Source organism: Ectothiorhodospira mobilis (genome assembly GCF_016584115.1).
Taxonomy (GTDB): domain Bacteria; phylum Pseudomonadota; class Gammaproteobacteria; order Ectothiorhodospirales; family Ectothiorhodospiraceae; genus Ectothiorhodospira; species Ectothiorhodospira mobilis.
In genome coordinates, this window is record NZ_NRSK01000042.1 from 1 (window position 1) to 18,387 (window position 18,387).

19 protein-coding genes are annotated in these 18,387 nt (G+C 68.7%); 1 reads left to right on the top strand and 18 read right to left on the bottom strand.

The window, feature by feature from the left end:
• Window positions 1-198: 198 nt before the first annotated feature.
• The 7 genes from phoU to CKO33_RS14035 form a co-directional block, all read right to left on the bottom strand.
• The gene (phoU, locus tag CKO33_RS12240) at window positions 199-963 is read right to left on the bottom strand and encodes a phosphate signaling complex protein PhoU (protein ID WP_200182523.1); all 765 of its coding nucleotides are present in this window, start codon (window positions 961-963) and stop codon (window positions 199-201) included.
• Between the two features lie 88 nt (window positions 964-1,051).
• Entirely contained in the window at window positions 1,052-1,891 is an 840-nt protein-coding gene (pstB, locus tag CKO33_RS12245; RefSeq protein ID WP_439099441.1) for a phosphate ABC transporter ATP-binding protein PstB, read from the bottom strand.
• A 34-nt stretch (window positions 1,892-1,925) separates the two neighbouring features.
• Window positions 1,926-3,602, bottom strand: coding sequence for a phosphate ABC transporter permease PstA (gene pstA / locus CKO33_RS12250; protein ID WP_200182535.1), 1,677 nt, complete (start codon window positions 3,600-3,602; stop codon window positions 1,926-1,928).
• 48 nt (window positions 3,603-3,650) lie between these two features.
• Window positions 3,651-5,951, bottom strand: coding sequence for an ABC transporter permease subunit (locus tag CKO33_RS12255; protein WP_200182525.1), 2,301 nt, complete (start codon window positions 5,949-5,951; stop codon window positions 3,651-3,653).
• A 174-nt stretch (window positions 5,952-6,125) separates the two neighbouring features.
• Window positions 6,126-7,100 (bottom strand): PstS family phosphate ABC transporter substrate-binding protein, encoded by a 975-nt coding sequence (locus CKO33_RS12260; RefSeq protein ID WP_439099445.1) that lies wholly within the window; start codon window positions 7,098-7,100, stop codon window positions 6,126-6,128.
• A gap of 159 nt (window positions 7,101-7,259) precedes the next feature.
• Window positions 7,260-8,156, bottom strand: coding sequence for a YihY/virulence factor BrkB family protein (locus CKO33_RS12265; RefSeq protein ID WP_439099446.1), 897 nt, complete (start codon window positions 8,154-8,156; stop codon window positions 7,260-7,262).
• 6 nt (window positions 8,157-8,162) lie between these two features.
• Window positions 8,163-8,414: a hypothetical protein gene (locus CKO33_RS14035; protein WP_439099442.1), complete on the bottom strand. Its 252-nt coding sequence runs from the start codon at window positions 8,412-8,414 to the stop codon at window positions 8,163-8,165.
• Between the two features lie 121 nt (window positions 8,415-8,535).
• Between CKO33_RS14035 and CKO33_RS12270 the strand changes: the two genes are divergently transcribed.
• Complete coding sequence (locus tag CKO33_RS12270; protein ID WP_200182527.1) at window positions 8,536-9,030, top strand: peroxiredoxin; 495 nt, start codon at window positions 8,536-8,538, stop codon at window positions 9,028-9,030.
• 45 nt (window positions 9,031-9,075) lie between these two features.
• Here CKO33_RS12270 and CKO33_RS12275 read toward each other — a convergent pair whose 3' ends face one another.
• From CKO33_RS12275 to CKO33_RS12325, 11 genes are all read right to left on the bottom strand, one after another.
• The gene (locus tag CKO33_RS12275; RefSeq protein ID WP_439099447.1) at window positions 9,076-10,779 is read right to left on the bottom strand and encodes a complex I subunit 5 family protein; all 1,704 of its coding nucleotides are present in this window, start codon (window positions 10,777-10,779) and stop codon (window positions 9,076-9,078) included.
• 2 nt (window positions 10,780-10,781) lie between these two features.
• Window positions 10,782-12,320 (bottom strand): complex I subunit 5 family protein, encoded by a 1,539-nt coding sequence (locus tag CKO33_RS12280; RefSeq protein WP_242472621.1) that lies wholly within the window; start codon window positions 12,318-12,320, stop codon window positions 10,782-10,784.
• A 3-nt stretch (window positions 12,321-12,323) separates the two neighbouring features.
• On the bottom strand, window positions 12,324-13,778 hold the full coding sequence (locus CKO33_RS12285; RefSeq protein ID WP_200182529.1) for a complex I subunit 5 family protein: 1,455 nt from the start codon (window positions 13,776-13,778) through the stop codon (window positions 12,324-12,326).
• Window positions 13,779-13,785: 7 nt separating this feature from the next.
• Window positions 13,786-14,112, bottom strand: coding sequence for an NADH-quinone oxidoreductase subunit K (locus CKO33_RS12290; protein WP_439099443.1), 327 nt, complete (start codon window positions 14,110-14,112; stop codon window positions 13,786-13,788).
• Window positions 14,096-14,767: an MnhB domain-containing protein gene (locus tag CKO33_RS12295; RefSeq protein ID WP_439099444.1), complete on the bottom strand. Its 672-nt coding sequence runs from the start codon at window positions 14,765-14,767 to the stop codon at window positions 14,096-14,098. The genes CKO33_RS12290 and CKO33_RS12295 overlap by 17 nt, the downstream gene beginning before the upstream one ends.
• Entirely contained in the window at window positions 14,764-15,057 is a 294-nt protein-coding gene (locus CKO33_RS14040; RefSeq protein WP_200182531.1) for a Na(+)/H(+) antiporter subunit B, read from the bottom strand. The genes CKO33_RS12295 and CKO33_RS14040 overlap by 4 nt, the downstream gene beginning before the upstream one ends.
• Window positions 15,050-15,361, bottom strand: coding sequence for a cation:proton antiporter (locus CKO33_RS12305; protein WP_200182532.1), 312 nt, complete (start codon window positions 15,359-15,361; stop codon window positions 15,050-15,052). Before CKO33_RS12305 ends, CKO33_RS14040 begins: the two co-directional genes overlap by 8 nt.
• Window positions 15,358-15,633 carry an MrpF/PhaF family protein gene (locus CKO33_RS12310; RefSeq protein ID WP_200182538.1) on the bottom strand — a complete coding sequence of 92 codons (276 nt, stop codon included), beginning with the start codon at window positions 15,631-15,633 and terminating at the stop codon, window positions 15,358-15,360. Before CKO33_RS12310 ends, CKO33_RS12305 begins: the two co-directional genes overlap by 4 nt.
• On the bottom strand, window positions 15,633-16,139 hold the full coding sequence (locus CKO33_RS12315; protein WP_242472622.1) for a Na+/H+ antiporter subunit E: 507 nt from the start codon (window positions 16,137-16,139) through the stop codon (window positions 15,633-15,635). The genes CKO33_RS12310 and CKO33_RS12315 overlap by 1 nt, the downstream gene beginning before the upstream one ends.
• Entirely contained in the window at window positions 16,136-16,780 is a 645-nt protein-coding gene (locus CKO33_RS12320) for a YdbL family probable chaperone protein (RefSeq protein ID WP_200182533.1), read from the bottom strand. The genes CKO33_RS12315 and CKO33_RS12320 overlap by 4 nt, the downstream gene beginning before the upstream one ends.
• Window positions 16,781-16,871: 91 nt before the next feature.
• Window positions 16,872-18,387 (bottom strand): intermembrane phospholipid transport YdbH family protein (locus CKO33_RS12325; protein WP_200182534.1); only part of this gene is annotated, 1,516 nt, incomplete at its 5' end.

Consider the following 18,387-nt stretch of genomic DNA (forward strand, 5'->3'; position numbering starts at 1 on the left):
GTCCGCGCCGGGACGCCGTGAATCCATCCCTGGAGGCTTGCGTGCCGCATCCCTGCGGCACACACCCGGCGCGGACACACCCCGCCCCCTCTGCTACCCACCCGCCTGATCCGATTTCCTTCGCCCCATCCTTGGGCAGGACCTGGTGGGCCGGATCAAGGCCCCTCCGAGGCCACAAGATCCGCCACGGGTGAAGGTTCAGCCCTCCCCCTGACCGGGGGTGCGCTTCTTCCCGCCTGCCATCTTCCGCTCCTCCTGGACGGCCCGTTCCAGTTCGTCCAGGGTGATGTGGCGCACGTCCTTGCCCCGCACCAGGTAGATGACGTATTCGCACATGTTGCGGGCGTGGTCGCCGATGCGCTCCAGGGCGCGGATGGCCCAGATCACGTCCAGGGCGCGGGAGATGGTACGCGGGTCCTCCATCATGAAGGTGATGTGCTGGCGCATCACCGTCTCGTAGTCCCGGTCCACGCTCACGTCCTCGCGCACCGTGTTCACCGCCGTGTCCACGTCCATGCGGGCGAAGGCGTCCAGGGCGTCGTGCACCAGCCGGGTCACCTTCTCCCCCAGGGCACGCACATCGGCGTACTGGTTGCGGGGGCGGTCCTTCTCCGCCAGGTGCACGGCCATGCGCGCCACCTTCTCCGCCTGATCGCCGATGCGCTCCAGGTCGGTGATGGTCTTGATGATGGAGATGATAAAGCGCAGGTCGCTGGCAGCAGGCTGATGCCGCGCCAGGATCTCCGAGCAGTGCTCGTCGATGGCCACCTCCAGGCTGTTGACGCGCACATCGTTCTGGATCACATCGTCCGCCAGGGCCAGGTCCGCCGTGGCCAGGGCCGTGACGGCATTGGCCACCTGGGTCTCCACCAGCCCCCCCATGCTCAGCACCCGGTTGCGCAGGGTCTCCAGTTCCTCGTTGTACTTCTGCAGGTAGTGCCCGCCCAGTTTGTTCTCGTCCATCACCGTCCACCTCGATCTGTTTCGTATCGCCCTGCGGCGACGGGCCGCCCCGCCCCCAAGGTCCGTGCCTGTCCCGTGCTGCGGCGCCTCAGCCGTAGCGGCCCGTGATGTAGTCCTCGGTGGCCTTCTGCTCGGGGTTGGTGAACAGGCTCATGGTGTCGCCGAACTCGATGAGTTCCCCCAGGTACATGTAGGCCGTGTAGTCCGAGACGCGGGCGGCCTGCTGCATATTGTGGGTCACGATGAGGATCGTGTAACGGTCCTTGAGCTCGTAGATCAGCTCCTCGATCTTGGCCGTGGAGATGGGGTCCAGGGCCGAGGCCGGTTCGTCCAGGAGGATCACCTCCGGTTCGATGGCGATGGCCCGGGCGATCACCAGGCGCTGCTGCTGACCGCCGGAGAGCCCGAAGGCATTCTGGTTCAGGCGGTCCTTCACCTCGTCCCACAGGGCCGCCGCCTTCAGCGAGCGTTCCACCACCTCGTCCAGTACCTTGCGCTCGCGTACCCCCTGCAGGCGCAGGCCATAGGCCACGTTCTCATAGATGGACTTGGGGAAGGGGTTGGGCTTCTGGAACACCATCCCCACCCGCCGGCGCAGCTCCGCCACATCCACCTTGCGCTCGTAGATGTCCTTGCCGTCCAGACGGATGCTGCCCTCGATGCGGCAGGCATCCACCAGGTCGTTCATGCGGTTGAAGCAGCGCAGCAGCGTGGACTTGCCGCAGCCGCTGGGGCCGATGAAGGCGGTCACCCGGTGCTTGGGGATCTTCAGGGAGATGTCCTTGAGGGCCTGTTCCTCCCCGTAGAAGAGGTTCAGGTGATCCACCTCCAGGGTGATGGTCTCGCTTTCCAGGTTCAGCCGCTTGGCGCCGCTGTTCTCGAAGAGACCGGCCGCCAGGCCGTGGCTCGCGGGATTCTGTTCAGTCATGGTCGGGGTCTCGTCCATTGTCGTCGATCTCTTCTCAATCCGACTCGCCACGGTACTTCTCGCGCAGGCGGTTGCGGATGTTGATGGCCGTCAGGTTCAGGACGACGATCAGCACCACCAGGCTCATGGCGGTGGCGTAGACCAGGGGCTGTGCGGCCTCGACGTTGGGGCTCTGGAAGCCCACGTCGTAGATATGGAAGCCCAGGTGCATGATCTTGCGTTCAAGATGCACATAGGGGAAGTTGCCGTCCACCGGCAGGGTGGGCGCCAGTTTCACCACCCCCACCAGCATCAGCGGGGCCACCTCCCCGGCGGCCCGGGCGATGGCCAGGATCAGGCCCGTCATCATGGCGGGGGTGGCCAGGGGCACCACCACCCGCCACAGGGTCTCGGACTTGGTGGCCCCCAGGGCCAGGCTGCCATGGCGCACGGTGCTGGGGATGCGGGCCAGCCCCTCCTCCGTGGCCACGATCACCACCGGCAGGGTGAGCAGGGCCAGGGTCAGGGAGGCCCAGAGCAGCCCCGGGGTACCGAAGGTGGGGGACGGCAGGGCGGCGGGGAAGAAGGCCTCATCGATGGCCCCGCCCACGAAGTAGACAAAGAACCCCAGCCCGAAGACGCCGAAGACGATGGACGGCACCCCGGCCAGGTTGTACACCGAGATGCGGATCATGCGCAGCAGCGTACCCTGGCGGGCGTACTCCCGCAGGTAGATGGCCGCCAGCACACCAAAGGGGGTGACGATGATGGACATGACAAACACCATGGCCACCGTACCGAAGATGGCGGGGAAGATCCCCCCCTCGGTGTTGGCCTCCCGGGGATAGCCGGTGAAGAAGTTCCAGAGCCGCTCCCCGTACAGGCCCAGCTTCTGGAACACGCCCATGGCATTGGGCTGGGCGGCGCGCACGATCTGCGCCACCGGCACCTGCCATTCCCGGCCGTCGGCGACCCGGGCCACCAGCACATCCCGGTCCACCTGGTCGTAGAGGTCCTCCAGCTGCTGGCGCAATTCCCCATAGCGCGCGCTCAATTCCTGCTGGCGGACATCCAGTTCCGCCAGGCGGCGGTCCCGTTCCGCGGCGTCGATCTCCCCCTGCTCGAAGGCCATCTGCGCACGGCGCTGATCCAGACGCACCCGTTCCATGAGGTAATTGACGCGCCCGATCTCCCCCCGCTGGATGGACTCGATCTCCTCATGGATGCGGTTGGCGCGCTCGATCCGGGGCTGCAGGGCCTCCCAGACCCGGGCCTCACCCTCGGCGATGACCCGTCCGTTCTCCAGCAGGCGCAGGGGGAAACCGTAGAAATCCCCCCATTCCCGCCGTTCGATCCACAGGGCGGCGTCGGGATAACGCCATTCCGACATGGCCCATTCGGGGTACCAGCGGAAGTCACGGCCGGTGACGTCCCGGTTGCCCTGCTTGATGAGATGACGCGTGGCCACCTGCTGGTCGTCGGGCACGCTCATCCCGGATTCACGCATGACCTGGGTGGGGATGGTCTCGGAGCGCACCAACGCCCCCACCACCCGCACGCTCCCGCCTTCGGGGGTGGTGACCTGGGTTTCCAGGATGGGGGCGGGCCAGAAGTGACCGAAGCCCCGCACCAGGATGAGGGTGAGCAGCCCCACCACCATGATCACACTGACGGCGATGGCCCCGGCGTTGAGCCAGATCCAGGGGGCACCGCTCTTGAACCATTTTCTGATCGTCATCTTCAGCTTCCCGGCAGACCGGCGTATTGGGGGACGGATCCCTCAGAGGTTGCTGTAGCGCTGTCTCAGGCGCTGGCGGATGATCTCCGAGGCCGTATTGACGATGAAGGTGATCACCAGCAGCACCAGGGCGGAGAGGAACAGGATGCGGTAGTGGGTGCTGCCCACCGCCGTCTCCGGCATCTCCACCGCCACGTTGGCCGAGAGGGTGCGCATGCCCGAAAAGAGGCTGAAATCCATCACCGGGGTGTTGCCGGTGGCCATGAGCACGATCATGGTCTCCCCCACGGCACGGCCAAAGCCCATCATCACCGCCGCGAACATGCCGGGGCTGGCGGTGGGCAGCACCACCCCCACCACCGTCTGCCAGGCGGTGGCCCCCAGGGCCAGGGACCCCTGGGTGAGGTGTTTGGGCACGTTGAAGACGGCGTCCTCGGCGATGGAGAAGATGGTGGGGATCACCGCGAAGCCCATGGCCATGCCCACCACCAGGGCATTGCGCTGGTCATAGTCGATGCCGATGTTGGTGAACCACTGGCGCATGTTGCCGCCGAAGAAGAGCAGTTCCACCACCGGGCTCAGGGCGATACAGACCCAGCCCAGGAGGATCACCACGGGCACCAGCATGAGCATCTCCAGCCCCGCCGGCACGCGCCGTCGGATGGCGTCGGGCAGGCGCGACCAGACCAGGCCCGTCAGGATCATGGCCAGGGGCATGAGCAGCAGGATGCTGAACACCGCGGGCAGGTGATTCTCCACGAAGGGGGCCAGCCACAGCCCGGCGAGAAAGCCCAGGATCACCGTGGGCATGGCCTCCATGATCTCCACCGTGGGCTTGACGAAGCCCCGCACGCTGGAATGCATGAAGTAGGCCGTGTACACGGCCCCCATGAGCCCCAGGGGCATGGCGAACAGCATGGCAAAAAAGGCCGCCTTCAGGGTGCCCAGGGTGAGGGGCACCAGGCTGAACTTGGGTTCGAACTCATCGGAGGCGGAGGAGGATTGCCACTGATACATGGGCTCCTCGTTGCCCTCATAGAGCACCGACCCCCAGAGGGCCTGGAGGGAATACTCCGGATGGGGGTTGCGCAGGTCCATGAACTGCACCGCCCCGTCCCCGGAGGCCACCAGCAGGGCCTCGTACACCGGGGATACACCGATGTGGCTGATAGGAGCATCGGCCACCGTCTTGAGCAGCAGCGTCCGGTCGGAGGTGGCGTAGTGGATCCCCAGGGTGCCGGAGGCATCCCCGGCATAGAAGCCCTTGCGGGACTTCTCCGGGGCGATGGTGGTGATGGCGGCGTCGTGGTCCTCGAAGGAGCGGGCATGCACCAAGCGGCGCACGTTATCCTCGCCGCGGGCGAGGAACCACTGATCCAGGGAACCGTCGGAGCCGCCGGTGATCAGGGATCGGGTCCCCACCAGGAAGGCCGTGGCGGTGATCTGTTCCCCTTCGGGCACCACCTGGCGGGACTCCATCCGCCGCGCCTGCCCCGGATGGGTGACGTCATAGTAATGCAGGCTGCCGGAGGCCCCGATGACGAACACCGCACGATGGTCCCGGGTCACCCGCACCTGCCGCATGCGGTCCGGCACCGCCGGCAGGGTGTAGGTCTCCCGCTCGGCGGTGGTCTCGCCGGTGAAGACATTGGTGGAGGTGGTGATGCGGGAGAACAAAAGCCGCTGGTCGGCGGTGATGGCCGCCAGGGCGAAGCCGTTGTCGCCCTCCTGGATGGCCACCGAATGCAGCGCACGCCCCTGCGGATCCAACTCCAGCGGGGCCTGACCCAGGGGATATTCCACACCGGGGTCGATGTAGCGCCGGTCATCCGGATAGGTGAGCGCATAGGTATGGCGCCCCACCAGGACACGGCCGTCGGAGAGGCCGTAGACCGCCAGGTTCTGGCCGGTCTCGGCGTGGCTGAAGGCGGTGACCTCCACCCCCTCGGGGACGGGCAGGGGGACGCGTTCGCGCACCCTGCCGCTGCCGGTTTCGAAAAAGCCCACCTCTCCCCGGTCGGAGAAGACGACCCCAAGCTCCTCATAACGCTCCATGGAGAGATAGGCGGGTTGTGCGCCGGCCTCCACGGGGAGTTCGTAGCGCTGCAGCGGCTTCACATCCGCCGGGGTGAGCAGGGGCAGGACCTCGGAGAAGAGGTAGACGAAGATCAGGGCCAGGGCCATGACCACCCCCACACCGGCGGTACCGATGCCGTAACGGGCCGCGGAATCCTTGAAGGCACGCCAACGGCGCAGCCGGGCCCGGCGCCTGCCGCTGGGCAGGAGACCCGGCTGGGCACCGGGGGCGCCACGTTCGGGGGATGCGACGACCGATTCGTTCATGGGGAGAGCCGTCCTGGATGCTTGCGAGCTGGATGACGGGGACACGGTCCGCCCAGGGGCGGACGGCGCACACGGTAACCCAGCAAGATGACAATTCGGTTAAAGCGGCCGCATGAAAGGCGATCGCCCCACCGGGGCGGGGCGATCGCTCGCGGCTCGAACCCGAGGGGTGGATCAGTCGATATCCACCTTCTCACGCTGCTGCGCGGCCACGGATTCCGGCAGGGGCACATAGCCGTCCTTGACCACGGTCTCCTGACCCTGCTTGGAGAGCACCAGCTTCAGGAACTCCCGCTCCATGGGGGACAGGTCCCGGTTGGGATGCTTGTTGGTGTAGACCAGCAGCTGGCGCGCCAGGGGATAATTGCCGTTGGCGGCATTCTCGGCGGTGGGCTCATACAGGGCGTCTTCGCTCTTGCCCAGGGCGATGGCGCGCACGCCGGAGGTGCGATAGCCGATGCCGGAATAGCCGATGCCGTTGACGGATTCGGTCACCCCCTGCACCACCGAGGCGGAACCGGGCTGCTCGTTCACCGTGGACTTGTAGTCCCCGCCGCACAGGGCGTGTTCGCGGAAATAGCCATAGGTGCCGGAGACGGAGTTACGGCCATAGAGGGCGATATCCCGATCGGCCCAGGCGCCCGTCAGACCCAGCTGGCCCCAGCGGGTGACGTCTTCGGGATGACCGCAGCGGCGGGTGGAGGAGAACACGGCATCCACCTGGGGCAGGGACATGCCCTTGATGGGGTTGTCCTTGTTCACGTACACCGCCAGCAGGTCCACGGCCACGGCCACGGGCGTCGGGGGATAGCCATAGGCCTCCTCGAAGGCCTGCACCTCGGAGGACTTCATGTGACGGCTCATGGGGCCGAAGTTGGAGGTGCCCTGGGTCAGGGCCGGCGGGGCGGTGCTGGAACCGGCGCCCTGGATCTGGATGTTGACGTTGGGATAGTAGCGGTTGAACTCCTCGGCCCACAGGGTCATGAGGTTGTTCAGGGTGTCGGAACCCACGGAGGACAGGTTGCCGGACACACCGGAAACCCGCTCGTACTCGGGCAGGTTGGGATCCACGTCCTCCGCCAGGGCGGGGCCGGAGGCCAGCAGCGCGGCGGAGACGCCGGCGGCGAGGGCTTTCTTGAGGTGTTTCATCATCTTCCTCATTTCCAAGGATGGGTGGCAGGGATGATGGGCCGACGATGCCACGCATCGCGGGCCGCGATTTCCGACGGGGGAGAGTATGCGAACGCAGGGTGTCGTGTTTGTGAATCCCATATGACATTTCCATGACATGGATCGCCCCGTCCCGGGTTATCCGCACCCTCTGGTCCCCGACCCGGCACCGGCCGCCTCCTCCGCCTCCACCAGGGCACGCAGGCTGCGCCCCCCCAGGGCCCCCTCCAGGGCCTCGTCCATCTCCTGGTAGACCGCCCCCAGGGGGTCATCCGCCTCCCGGGGCGGGGCGTCCCCTGCGGCGAAGCGCCGCGCCACACAGGCCATGACCGCCAGGGCCAGGCGCTCGTGCACCCCCGTGGGCAGGTCCGCCGCCGCCGGCTGCGGCGCCTGCAGGCGCCGGGGGTTCTGGAGGAAATAGGCCACCTGCGAGCCCACCAGCAGGATGAGCCAGTTCAGGTAGAGCCAGAACAGCAGCATGATCACGATGGCAAAGCCGGAATAGATGGCGTCGTAGCGGGTGGAGCCCGCCATCAGGGCCGCAAAGCCCCAGCCCGTGGTCTGCCAGAGCAGGGCGGCGGCCACCCCGCCCCCCAGGGCAGGCAGGGGCCGCACCCGGGTATTGGGCACCAGGATGTAGATGAAGGTGAAGGCCAGGGTAATGAGCAGGTAGGGCACGAGGCGGGAGAGCAGCTCCACCGAGCCCCCGATCCAGCCATAGTCCATCAGCCGCTGGACGATGTCCGTGGCCATCACCGAGGCGGTGATCCCCAGGGCGGAGAACACCAGCACCGGCCCCACCAGGATCACGCTCAGGTAGTTGGAGAACTTCTGCACCAGGCGGCGGGGCGTCTTCACCTGCCAGATGTAGTTGAAGGCGGCCTCCACCTTCTGGATCATCCCCACCACGGTGAAGAACAGGAACGCCAGCCCCACAAAGCCCAGCACCCCCACGCGCATGTTCTCCACGAACTGCACCACATTGGCCACGATCTGCGCCCCCTGGGCCCCCAGGGGCTCCAGCAGGGTGAGCAGGAAGGGCTACACGGCATTGTGGGCGCCAAAGGCCTTGAGCACGGAGAAGGCCAGGGCCAGCAGCGGCACCATGGACAGCAGGCTGGTGTAGACCAGGCTCATGGCATGGAGATTGAGCGGCCCCCCCGCCACCTCCCGCCCGATGAGCACCCCGGCGCGGGCCGCCATGAGCAGGCGCCCCCGCAGGCGGGGCAGACGACGGGCGTCCTCCTCCGCCAGCAGGTGCAGCCATTCCTCCGAGCGTCCCTTGATGGTCATATCCACTGCCCTCCGTTACCCGGGCCGGCTGCACGGGGGCTGCAACGGATCCGGGTCACCGCCTTGATCTGCCGTCCGATGCATTAGACTATTCCGCACCACGCCGAACAAGGAGAGACGCATGTCCATCGCCATCGGTGATCCCCTCCCCGACATCACCCTGCGCATCATGACCCCGGCGGGGGACCAGCCCGTGAACACCCTGGAGCTGTTCTCCGGCTACCGGGTGGCCCTGTTCGCCGTTCCCGGGGCCTTCACCCCGGCCTGTTCCGGTATCCACCTGCCGGGCTTCATCGCCCGCCACGACCGCCTGAAAGCGGCGGGGATCGAACGCATCCTCTGCCTGGCGGTGAACGACATCTTCGTCATGAACGCCTGGGGCGAGATCCACCAGGTGGGCGACCGGATCCGCATGGTGGCCGACGGCAACGCCGAATTCACCCGCGCCGTGGGCCTGGACATGGACGCCCATTCCAGCGGCATGGGCATCCGCTCCCAGCGCTACGCCATGATCGTGGACAGCGGCCGCGTCACCTGGATGGGGGTGGACGAGGCCGGACAGGTGAGCCGCAGCGCCGCCGATGCAGTGCTCGCCGCCCTGGAGACGCCGCCATGAGCCGCCATGAGCACCGCCTGGGCCCTCCCCCGCGCCCAGGCGGGGTCATCCCCCTAAGCCCCACCAGAGCACGCCAAACAGGATCAGGATCCAGGCGGTGAACCCCCCTCCCAGCACCTCCCAGCGGCGCATATGGCGCTCGGCCTCCAGGGCCCGGTCCTGCAGGGTCCCCCATCCCCGCACCAGCCAGGCCCCCAACCGGGCATACAACGTCCCTCCCGGCGATCGCCACAACACCGGTTGCCGCGCCACGGCCTGCACCCCGGCCCTACCGGCCCGCTCCAGGAGCCACCAGAGGTCCCCTTCGGGAAGATGCACGCGCACCCGGACCCGACGGAACAGAAGGAACCCCGCCAGGGCGACACCCACCCCCAGCAGCAGAGGCCAGGCGGCGGTCCACAGTTTCCCCGGCGAAAGCAGCGCCCATGCCGCCGCCGGATCCCAGCACCAGGGCAGTAGCGGTGCCGCCAGGGCCAGCAGCAACCAGGGCAGCCGCATGGCCCAGGACCCGCCTCCGTCACGCCCCGCCCCGGGCAGCACCAAGGCCAGGAAACGCAGCATCAGCACGGCGGTGCCCGCTGCCGCCAGGGCCATGAGCAACAACACCGCCGAATAATCCCCCTGGGTTGCCTCTAGCGGGGTCTTCAACAGGGACTTGGCCATGGCCCCGCTGGTGAGCGGCAAGCCAGCCAGGGCCAGGGAGGGCACCCCCAGACCGAGCAGCAGCCAGGGCAGCGATACCTGTCTTGCGATCCCCGTCCCCAGGAACAGGGCCCCCTTGGCCAGACCGTGGTGCACCACGTAGAAGACCAGGGCTGCAGTCAGGGCCGGGCCCAGTTCAGGCGCCTGCACCGCCAGACCCATGCCGGCAGTCATCAACCCCATCTGGCTGATACTGGAATAGGCCAGCAAGGTCTTGGGCCGCTGCTGCAATACCCCGGCCAGCACCCCGAACCAGGCACCGGCCAGGCCGGCCACCAACAGCCAGGTCCCCACCCCGGCCATGGCCTCCCCCCGGGGGATCAGATACAGCCAGCCCAGCAGACCCGCCTTGATCATGGCCCCGGAGAGCACCGCGCTGGCAGGGGTGGGTGCGGCGGGATGCGCCAGGGGCAACCACAGGTGCAGCGGCACCATGCCGGCCTTGGCCCCGAGGCCCACCACGATCAGACTCACCGCCAGCCCATCCGGCGGTGCCTCCAGGACCAGCCTCTCCAGGGAAGGATCACCGACGGCATGCACCTGCAGGATCAGGCCGGTGAAAAGGCACAATTCGCCGAGGACCGCCATGCCCAAGTAGACCCAGGTGGCCCGCCAGGCCTCGGCGGTGCACCGGTGCACCACCAACCCCACGGAAGCCAGGCTCATCAGGGCGAAGAAGGTGTAGAAGACCACGGCATCGGCGGCCACCACCAGCCCCAGATTGCCGGCCATCGCCAGCAGGAAGAAGACGTGGAAGCGCACCACATGGGGGTCGTCGCGCAGATCCCCCCGGGCGTACACCGCCGCCGCCCCCCAGAGCAGCGCCGCGGCCAGGAGGAAGCCACGGCTGACCGGGTCCAGTGCCAGCCGCACCCCCAGCAGCACCTCCGGCAGATGGGCCCGGGTGGCGTCCGGCAGCAGCAGGACCGCCCCCAGGGCCGGCAGCACGGCCAGCGGCGTCAGGCGCCATGCCCCCTTCCCCGCCGGCAGCACCAGGGCCAGCAGCAGCGGGGCCAGGGGCACCAGGGTCAGGGCGGTGGCGCCGATGCTCATGGCCCGGCCCCCCCGGCAAATCCCTCCGACCCGTGACCGGGGGCCACCCCGAAGATAAAGCTCACCCAACCGAGGGGGCTGTACGGCGCCGAGGCCAGCAAACCCATCCCCAGGGCCAGGAGGGCGACCATCAAGGTGGGCAGCAGGAGCATCCAGTGGGTCTCCAGACGATGTCCGCGGAAACGCTCCCGATCCCACGGGGCAGCGGGACAGCCGAACCACCCGATCAGGATGGGGGGCAGGAAATAGGCGGCGTTGAGGAGACTGCTGATCACCAGGACGGCGATCACCCAGCCCTGCCCGCTTTCCAGGGCCCCCAGGCCCAGGTACCATTTGGTGATGAAACCGGCCATGGGGGGCACCCCGATCATGCCCAGGCCCGCCAGGGTGAAGGCGGCCAGGGTCCAGGGCATGCGCCGACCCACGCCCCCCATCTCCCCGGTGCGGTGGATCCCCAGGGTCTCGGCAAAGTTGCCGGCACAAAAGAACAGGGTGATCTTCATCACCCCCTGGTGCACCAGGTGCACCAGCCCGCCCATGGCCCCCAGTGGTCCCGCCAGGGACACCCCCAACACGATGTAGGAGACCTGGCTCACTGTGGAGAAGGCCAGCCTTCGCTTGAGGTCCTGGCTGAACAGGGCGCGCACCGAACCATAAACGATGGTGGCGATGGCCAGCCACATCAACGGTCGCATCACACCCATCTCCACTGCCAGGGGGATGCCATAGACATCATGGACCACACGCACGATGCCGAAGGCCCCCGCCTTGACCACCGCCACGGCATGCAGCAGGGCGCTGACCGGTGCCGGGGCCACCATGGCCCGGGGCAACCAGCTGTGCAGGGGCAACAACGCCGCCTTGACGCCGAAACCCGCAATCAGCAGGACAAAGAGGGCGGTCAGGGCCGTACCGTGCTCCGGATATAGCGCAGACAGGTATCCATCGGCTGTGAAATCCCTGGAGCCGGCCAGTACCGTAAGCCAGACCACAGCCGCCAGCAGGACCGAACCGCCGAACAGCGTATAGGCCAGATAGATGCGGCCGGCACGGAAGGATTCGGGGGTGCCCCGGTGCAGCACCAGAGGCCAGGTGGCCAGGGTGAGCATCTCGTAGAAGATCAGCATGGTCACCAGATTGCCGGAGAAGGCGATCCCCACCGTGGCGCTCACGCACAGGCTGAAAAAGCCGAAGAAGCGGCTGCGCCGCGGTGATCCCTCCAGATAGCCGATGGCATAGACGGTGGTTACCAACCACAGGGTGGCGGAGAGACTGGCAAACAGCAGCGACAGGGCGTCCGCAGCCAGCACCAGGTCGATCCCGGGGAGCAGGGTGACGCTGAAACGGTAGGTGTACCCCTCCCGGTACACCCCCACCAGCAGGGCCACCACCAGCACCACCTTGAATACAGCACCGGCCATATTGAGGAACGTGCGCAGGGCGAACTGCTCCTCCCGCAGGAAGAAAATGGTCACCCCCGGCGCCAGGGAGGTGAGGAGGATGGCCACCAGCATGTACCCGCCCTGCGCCTCCATCCCTCAGCCCCCTGGCCCAGCGACGGGCGTCGCAGCGATCAACCGCAGGCCGGCGGAACCGGCGAACCCCAGCAGCACGCAGACCAGCGCCAGGGCCAGGGTCACCCCTTCCCTGAGCACCGGCACAGGCCGGCCGGAACGGCCCGGACCCGGGCGGAACGCCGGGCCCAGCAGCCGGAACACGTAGGCACCGGTCAGGAGACCGCCTGCCACCACTCCCACCGCCCAGAACGCCGCCCCGGAGGTGATGGCGGTCTGCAGCAGTATCCATTTGGCGACAAAGCCGACCGTAAAGGGCAGCCCCACCAGGCTGGCGCCGGCGATGCCCAGGGCGAAGCTGGTCAACGGCCGGGCACGCATCACCTCCGCCACCGAGGCCAGGCGGTCGTCACCACCGTTGGCCTCCTGCAGGTTACCCGCTGCCATAAACAGGCAGGCCTTGGCGGTGGCGTGGGCGGCCACCAGGAACACCGCGGCGTGCCAGCCGCCGGGACCTGCCAGCAGGAAGGGGAAGGCCAGGAACAGATACCCCACCTGCGCCACGGTGGAATACGCCACCAGGGGCTTCAGCCGATCCGCCGACAGGCTCATGAAGCCGCCCCAGAACACGGCCAGCATCCCCATGCCCCCCAGGAGTTGCATGACCCCGGGGTGGGCCAGATCCTGAAAGACGGTCAACCACAATCGCAGCAGGATGTAGAAGGCCCCCTTGACCACCAGTGCCGAGAGCAGGGCGCTGGCCGGGGCGGGGGCACTGCCGTGGGCCGGAGGGAGCCAGACATGCAGGGGGAACAGGGCCGCCTTGGCCATGAGGCCCACGCTCATGAGGGTCGCCGCCAGCATCATGGCGGTCCCTTCCCCACCCCGCTGCGCCAGCAGCCCCAGGTCCAGCACCCCGTGCTGGGTATACAGCAGGGCCACCCCCATGAGATAGGCCATGGAACCCAGCAGGCCAACCATCAGGTAACGCATGGCCGCCAGCAGGGCGGCAGCACCACCGGAAAGGGCCACCAGGGCCGTGGAAGCCAGGACCACCAGCTCCAGGGTGACATAGAGATTGAACACATCGCCGGACAGGAACAGGGCATTCAGGGCGGCCCACAGCCACAACCACAGGGCCCAGAAGCGCTCCCCGTGGCCATCCCGGGGGATGTATCCCAGGGAATAGCCCCCTACGAACAGCCCCACCAGGGCGGCCACCAGCAGCATGAAGGCGGCCAGACCGTCCAGCCGCAGACCGATCCCCAGGGGCGGAACCCATCCCCCGAGTGACACCACCTGCGGGCCCTGGGTCCAGACCTGGGCGGCGGCCCCCAGGGCCAGCAGGGCGACGAGCACAGAGGTGGCCAGAGCGATCCAGCGCCCTGCCCGGGGCCACACCCCCGCCAGCAGGGCCCCGGCCAGGGGCACGATCAGCAGCCAGGCCGCCCAGGTCAGGCCGTCGCTCATCCCCTCCATGGGCCTCTCAATCCTCCGGCGGACCGGGGGGCAGGCCGGCGCCACCGAGAATCGGGTAGAGCCTGAGCATCAGCGCCAGGGCCACGGCGGTGGCGCTCACGGCCACCACGATGCCGGTGATCACCAGGGCCTGGGGCACCGGATCCGGCTCCCCGGAGCCCCGGGCGGCGGCGGACAGCAACACCATGAAGGTCCCGGAGCCCATCACATTGAAGGCCAGCACCTTGATCAGGAGATGGGGCCTCGTGACCAGGGCATGCAGCCCCAGCACGAAGAGCAGCACCCCGCTGCCGAAAAACGGCCAGGCGTGCAAGGATTCAGCCATCCTCTGCATCCCTCCAGGGACGTCCCCCCAAAAACAGCAGCACCAGGGACAGGGCGATGGAGCAGGCGGCCGCCGTCTCCACGGTGAGGATCAGCCCATAGGACCACCCCGGGGGATATCCCATGAAGCCCGGTCCCAGGGGCAGCCCGGCCACACCGATGGCGAGGAACACCGCCACGCCCAGGGTCACCCCGACCCGCAACCCGAGCGGCGCCGGCAGATCGGGTCGGCGCGGCCATGCCAGCACCCACATCACCCCGGACGCCGCCAGCACGGCGCCCCCCTGGAAGGCGCCGCCACTTCCGGCGCCCCCGGCCCAGATCAGATAGCCGCCGGTGAGCACCGCCAGCGGGATCAGGTGGCGCAGCCCACCCCTCATCACCGGCCCCTGCACCGGACGTGCGGGAAGGGTATCGCAGCGGCCCAGGGACCAGGTGGCCAGCACCGCCAGCAGGACCACGGCCATCTCCAGCAGGGTGTCATACGCGCGAAAGTCCAGCAGCACCGCCGTCACCGGATGCGCCACACCGGTGTGCCCCATCGCCCCGGCCACGGAGGCGGACACCCCCTCGTGCACCGGGGTATCCCACAGGGCAGAAACCAGCAGGAGCGCCAGCAGGGCCGACAGCCCCCCAGAGAGCAGCGACAGGGGCCGGGGGTTCACGACCCTTTCCCCCGATCCCTTGCATGGCCCGTGGCCATACGCCGCAGCCGGCCCAGGGTCACCAGCAGGAGGGCACCGGTGACGCCGGCACCGATCGCGGCTTCAGCCAGGGCCACGTCGGGTGCCCCCAGGCGCACCCAGGTCAGGGACAGCAGCAGACCCAAGGCAATAAACAGGAGCACCGAACGGAACAGCCCCTGGCCAAACAGCAACTGCCAGGCCACCCCCACCAGGGTCAACGCCAGCAATCCATCGAAGATCAACAGGGACGCGCGGATCACCTCAGCCATCGTCGTCCTCCCCCCGGGCCGGCATCCTGCGCCCCGGGCACAACGTACCCTGGGCCACCAGGTGGCTGCCCACAGCGCTCCCCACCAGGACCAGCCCCCAGATCAACAGCAGTTTCAGCCCCTGTACCATCCCCCCCACCTGCGGTAACAGCCCCAAGACCACCAGCCCCAGTCCCAGGTTGTCCGCCTTGGTCAGGGCATGCAGGCGGGTGAACACATCGGGGAAGCGCAGCATGCCGATGCTGCCGGCGGCAAAGAACACCAGGCCGATGCCGATCAGCGCCATGCCGATCCCCTGGATCATGTCTCCTCCCGCGATCGGCCCGCCCCTTCCTGCTGGCGTACAAAGGCCACCGGGGCCACCGCCGTCAGCAGGGCGAAGACCAGGGCCACGTCCACCAGCGCGGGTCGATCCAGCCCCCTGGAGAGCAGCAACAGAATGGCCACACCGGCGGTGCCGAACAACTGCGCCGCCAGCATCCGGTCCCCCGGTTCGGGCCCCCTGAGGATGCGCAGCATGCCCACCGCCACAGTGAACAACAGAAACAGCGCCGCGGCGATGCAGAACACGGTCATCATCCCGCCCCCCCTGGCGGGACCAGGCCGTACAGCGCGGCCACCCGCCGTTCCAACCGCAGCAGCTGCGTCGGTACATCCTGCCCCCGGTCCAGGACATGCACCCGGATCCGCGCCCCCCGCACCCCCACACTCAGAGTTCCCGGCAGGAGTCCGATCACAGCCATGAAGAAGGTCCTGGCCGGCCCCGGGGGCAGGGCCACGGAATACTGCACGAACCCCGGATCCAGGTGCAGGCGCGGCGCGAGGGCACGGCGGGCCACATCCACCCCACCCAGCACCGACTGGAGAAGGAAATACCCGGCAAAGGCCACGGCCCCGAAGGGACGGATCCGGTAGCCCGGGCCGGGGGGAAGGAGAAACACCGCCGCGGCCGCGGCCACCGCCACGGGAACCCCCAGCATCCAGGAACCGGGATCTCCCCCCGTCAACGCCCACCACAGGGCCAGGCAGCCCCCCAGCGCCATGGCGAAACGGTGCAGCCGGCCGGGGCGGTCGGCCTTCATGATCCTTTCCGCTGCCACCGCCCCTGGCGATCCTGGTACCAGTACCCTGCCGGGGCCTCCTGCACCCACACCCGGGCGAAGGTCTCACGGATCTCATCCACCCAGTCCGGGTGGCCGTTGGCCCGGGCGATCTCCCGGTAAAGGGCGCTGCGATCGGCGTTCTCCTCCGCCACCAGCTGCTGCACCCGGGCCCGTTCCCGCAGGGGCACCTGCTTCAGGTCCCGCACGGCCACGCTGCCGTCCCGGGTCAGGCCGATGGCGCCGGAGCGGAAGTGGGGACGCAGCTGGTCGTTGCGCGCCCGCAGGGAGGCCCGCAGGGCGTTGATGGCGGGGGTGCGGATATCGATATCCGGACTCTGGGCATGGGCCGGGGGCACCAGCAGATCCAGGGCCGATACCAGCAGCCGCCCCGCGGCATCATGGAAGGCCTCCGGCTGCGTTTGCGGTGTCCCATCCGGGGTCTCCTGCGGGCGCTCCCCGCCCGCCTCCTCCCCTAGCACGTCGCGCACGATGGTGCGGGCGGCATCCTCGGCCGCGGCCGCGGGGAAGTAGATATTGACGGTGACGCAGGCGGACAGCGCCAGGGTCACCAGCAGGGCCGCGAGGGCACCGGGGAGCAGGCGTCGGGCGGGGAGGTTCATGGGGATTCCTTGCGGGGCGATGGGGTTCCCCCTAGTGTCGGCCAGGGCGCCCCGGGCATCAAGAAGGCCCCGGGGGCCCGAACGGGCCGGATCAGGGCCCGGGGACCTCCCCCTGTGCACCCCCCCGTTCCAGGGCGGCCGCCAGGCGCGCCAGCAGGTCCTGCCAGGCCACCTCCCGGGTATGGCCGATGACGTTCACCCGGGGCAGCCCCGCCCCCTGGACGATGTAGTACCCCCGTCCCTCCGGCCCCGGGGCCACCCCGCGCATGCGGCACACGGCCCCCTCCAGGCGGCAGGCCAGGCCCAGCTGGCGGTAGCCGAAGGTGTCGAACAGCCCCAGGAAACCGCTGCCCAGGGCCCCCCCGACACCGCCTCCCAGGTCCACCAGGTTATCCAGGGCCTGCTGGCTGATGCGCCGGGGGAAATCCCCCTCCGGCGGGGTGTACAGGGCGGCGTCGAAATGCACCGGGGACCAGTTCACCAACTCCAGGTCCCGGGCGTAGCCGTGCAGGCGGCCACGGATGCGGCCGAACGCGAAGGCGTCGGTGAGGGCCGCCAGGTCCATCCCCTCCAGGGCCAGCTCGCCGGTGAGCACCGGGGCCCGGCCGAAGGGTTCCCGCAGGCTGAGATCCCGCACCACCGCCAGGCCGTCGAAGGCCCGCACCGCCAGACGCCCCCCCACGGACAGCACACCCTCCCGGTAGCGCACACCGGGGATGCTGCCCGAGAGGATGCCCTGGAAGGGGGGCATGCCCAGGTGCGCCGCCAGCTGCCCCATGGACACCGGCATAAGGCTGGCATCCAGAGCGAGTTGCGGATCCCCCGTGCCCAATCCCCGTAGCGCCAGGGTATGCACACGCAGGGCCCCGTCCAGCAACGGGATGCGCACCTCCCCGGGCAGGTGCAGCCCGTCCGGCTGCAGTTGCAGGGCCATGCGGGTCATCCCCAGGGGCAGGCGGTAGAGATGCCCCCCCATGAACCCCAGGTGACTCATCGGCGCCCCGCCCCGGGCATCCCAGAGCAGGCGGGCATCGGCGTCATACAGGCCGAGGCGGCCACGGCGATCGTCGGCAAACAGCCCGTCGGCGGTCACCGCCGCGCGCACGGGCCGCCCGCCGCGCCAGTCCAGGCGGGCGGAGACTTCACCCGCAGTCTCCAGATCCCCCAGGACGGTGCCCCGGAGAAAGGGCTGCAGCAGGGCCTCGTAGACCGCGGGGAAACGGGCCCGATCCACGTCCAGGCGGCCCTGGAGATCCGCGGGGGAGCGCCCCCCGGACCACCGGCCCTCTCCCCGCAGGGACAGGTCCTGTCCCCAGTGCAGACGCAGTCCCGATACCTGCAGCCGCTCCCCCTGCCCCCTGGCCCGCAGGCGCAGATCCAGCGGGCGGGCATCCAGATCCAGGAACACCGGGTCCGCATACACCCCGCCCCCACGGGCATCCGCTTCAAGATCGCCTTCCCAGCCCCCCGCAACGGAGCGGGCGGCACCCTCCAGCACCAGTTCCAGGCCCTCCCCGGCGAGACGCCCGCCGGGATCGCTGAAGGCCCCGCGGCGCCAGGTGAGACGGCCCCGCAGATCCCCGGCGTTCCCCCCCTGGCCCCGGATC

Excerpts from the sequence above, each read along its gene's own strand:
- phoU (WP_200182523.1), bottom strand. The coding sequence starts at position 963 with ATGGACGAGAACAAACTGGGCGGGCACTACCTGCAGAAGTACAACGAG.
- pstB (WP_439099441.1), bottom strand. The coding sequence starts at position 1,891 with ATGACTGAACAGAATCCCGCGAGCCACGGCCTGGCGGCCGGTCTCTTC.
- CKO33_RS12255 (WP_200182525.1), bottom strand. The coding sequence starts at position 5,951 with ATGAACGAATCGGTCGTCGCATCCCCCGAACGTGGCGCCCCCGGTGCC.
- CKO33_RS12260 (WP_439099445.1), bottom strand. The coding sequence starts at position 7,100 with ATGAAACACCTCAAGAAAGCCCTCGCCGCCGGCGTCTCCGCCGCGCTG.
- CKO33_RS14035 (WP_439099442.1), bottom strand. The coding sequence starts at position 8,414 with ATGACCATCAAGGGACGCTCGGAGGAATGGCTGCACCTGCTGGCGGAG.
- CKO33_RS12270 (WP_200182527.1), top strand. The coding sequence starts at position 8,536 with ATGTCCATCGCCATCGGTGATCCCCTCCCCGACATCACCCTGCGCATC.
- CKO33_RS12280 (WP_242472621.1), bottom strand. The coding sequence starts at position 12,320 with ATGGAGGCGCAGGGCGGGTACATGCTGGTGGCCATCCTCCTCACCTCC.
- CKO33_RS12285 (WP_200182529.1), bottom strand. The coding sequence starts at position 13,778 with ATGGAGGGGATGAGCGACGGCCTGACCTGGGCGGCCTGGCTGCTGATC.
- CKO33_RS12290 (WP_439099443.1), bottom strand. The coding sequence starts at position 14,112 with ATGCAGAGGATGGCTGAATCCTTGCACGCCTGGCCGTTTTTCGGCAGC.
- CKO33_RS14040 (WP_200182531.1), bottom strand. The coding sequence starts at position 15,057 with ATGGCTGAGGTGATCCGCGCGTCCCTGTTGATCTTCGATGGATTGCTG.
- CKO33_RS12305 (WP_200182532.1), bottom strand. The coding sequence starts at position 15,361 with ATGATCCAGGGGATCGGCATGGCGCTGATCGGCATCGGCCTGGTGTTC.
- CKO33_RS12310 (WP_200182538.1), bottom strand. The coding sequence starts at position 15,633 with ATGACCGTGTTCTGCATCGCCGCGGCGCTGTTTCTGTTGTTCACTGTG.
- CKO33_RS12315 (WP_242472622.1), bottom strand. The coding sequence starts at position 16,139 with ATGAAGGCCGACCGCCCCGGCCGGCTGCACCGTTTCGCCATGGCGCTG.
- CKO33_RS12320 (WP_200182533.1), bottom strand. The coding sequence starts at position 16,780 with ATGAACCTCCCCGCCCGACGCCTGCTCCCCGGTGCCCTCGCGGCCCTG.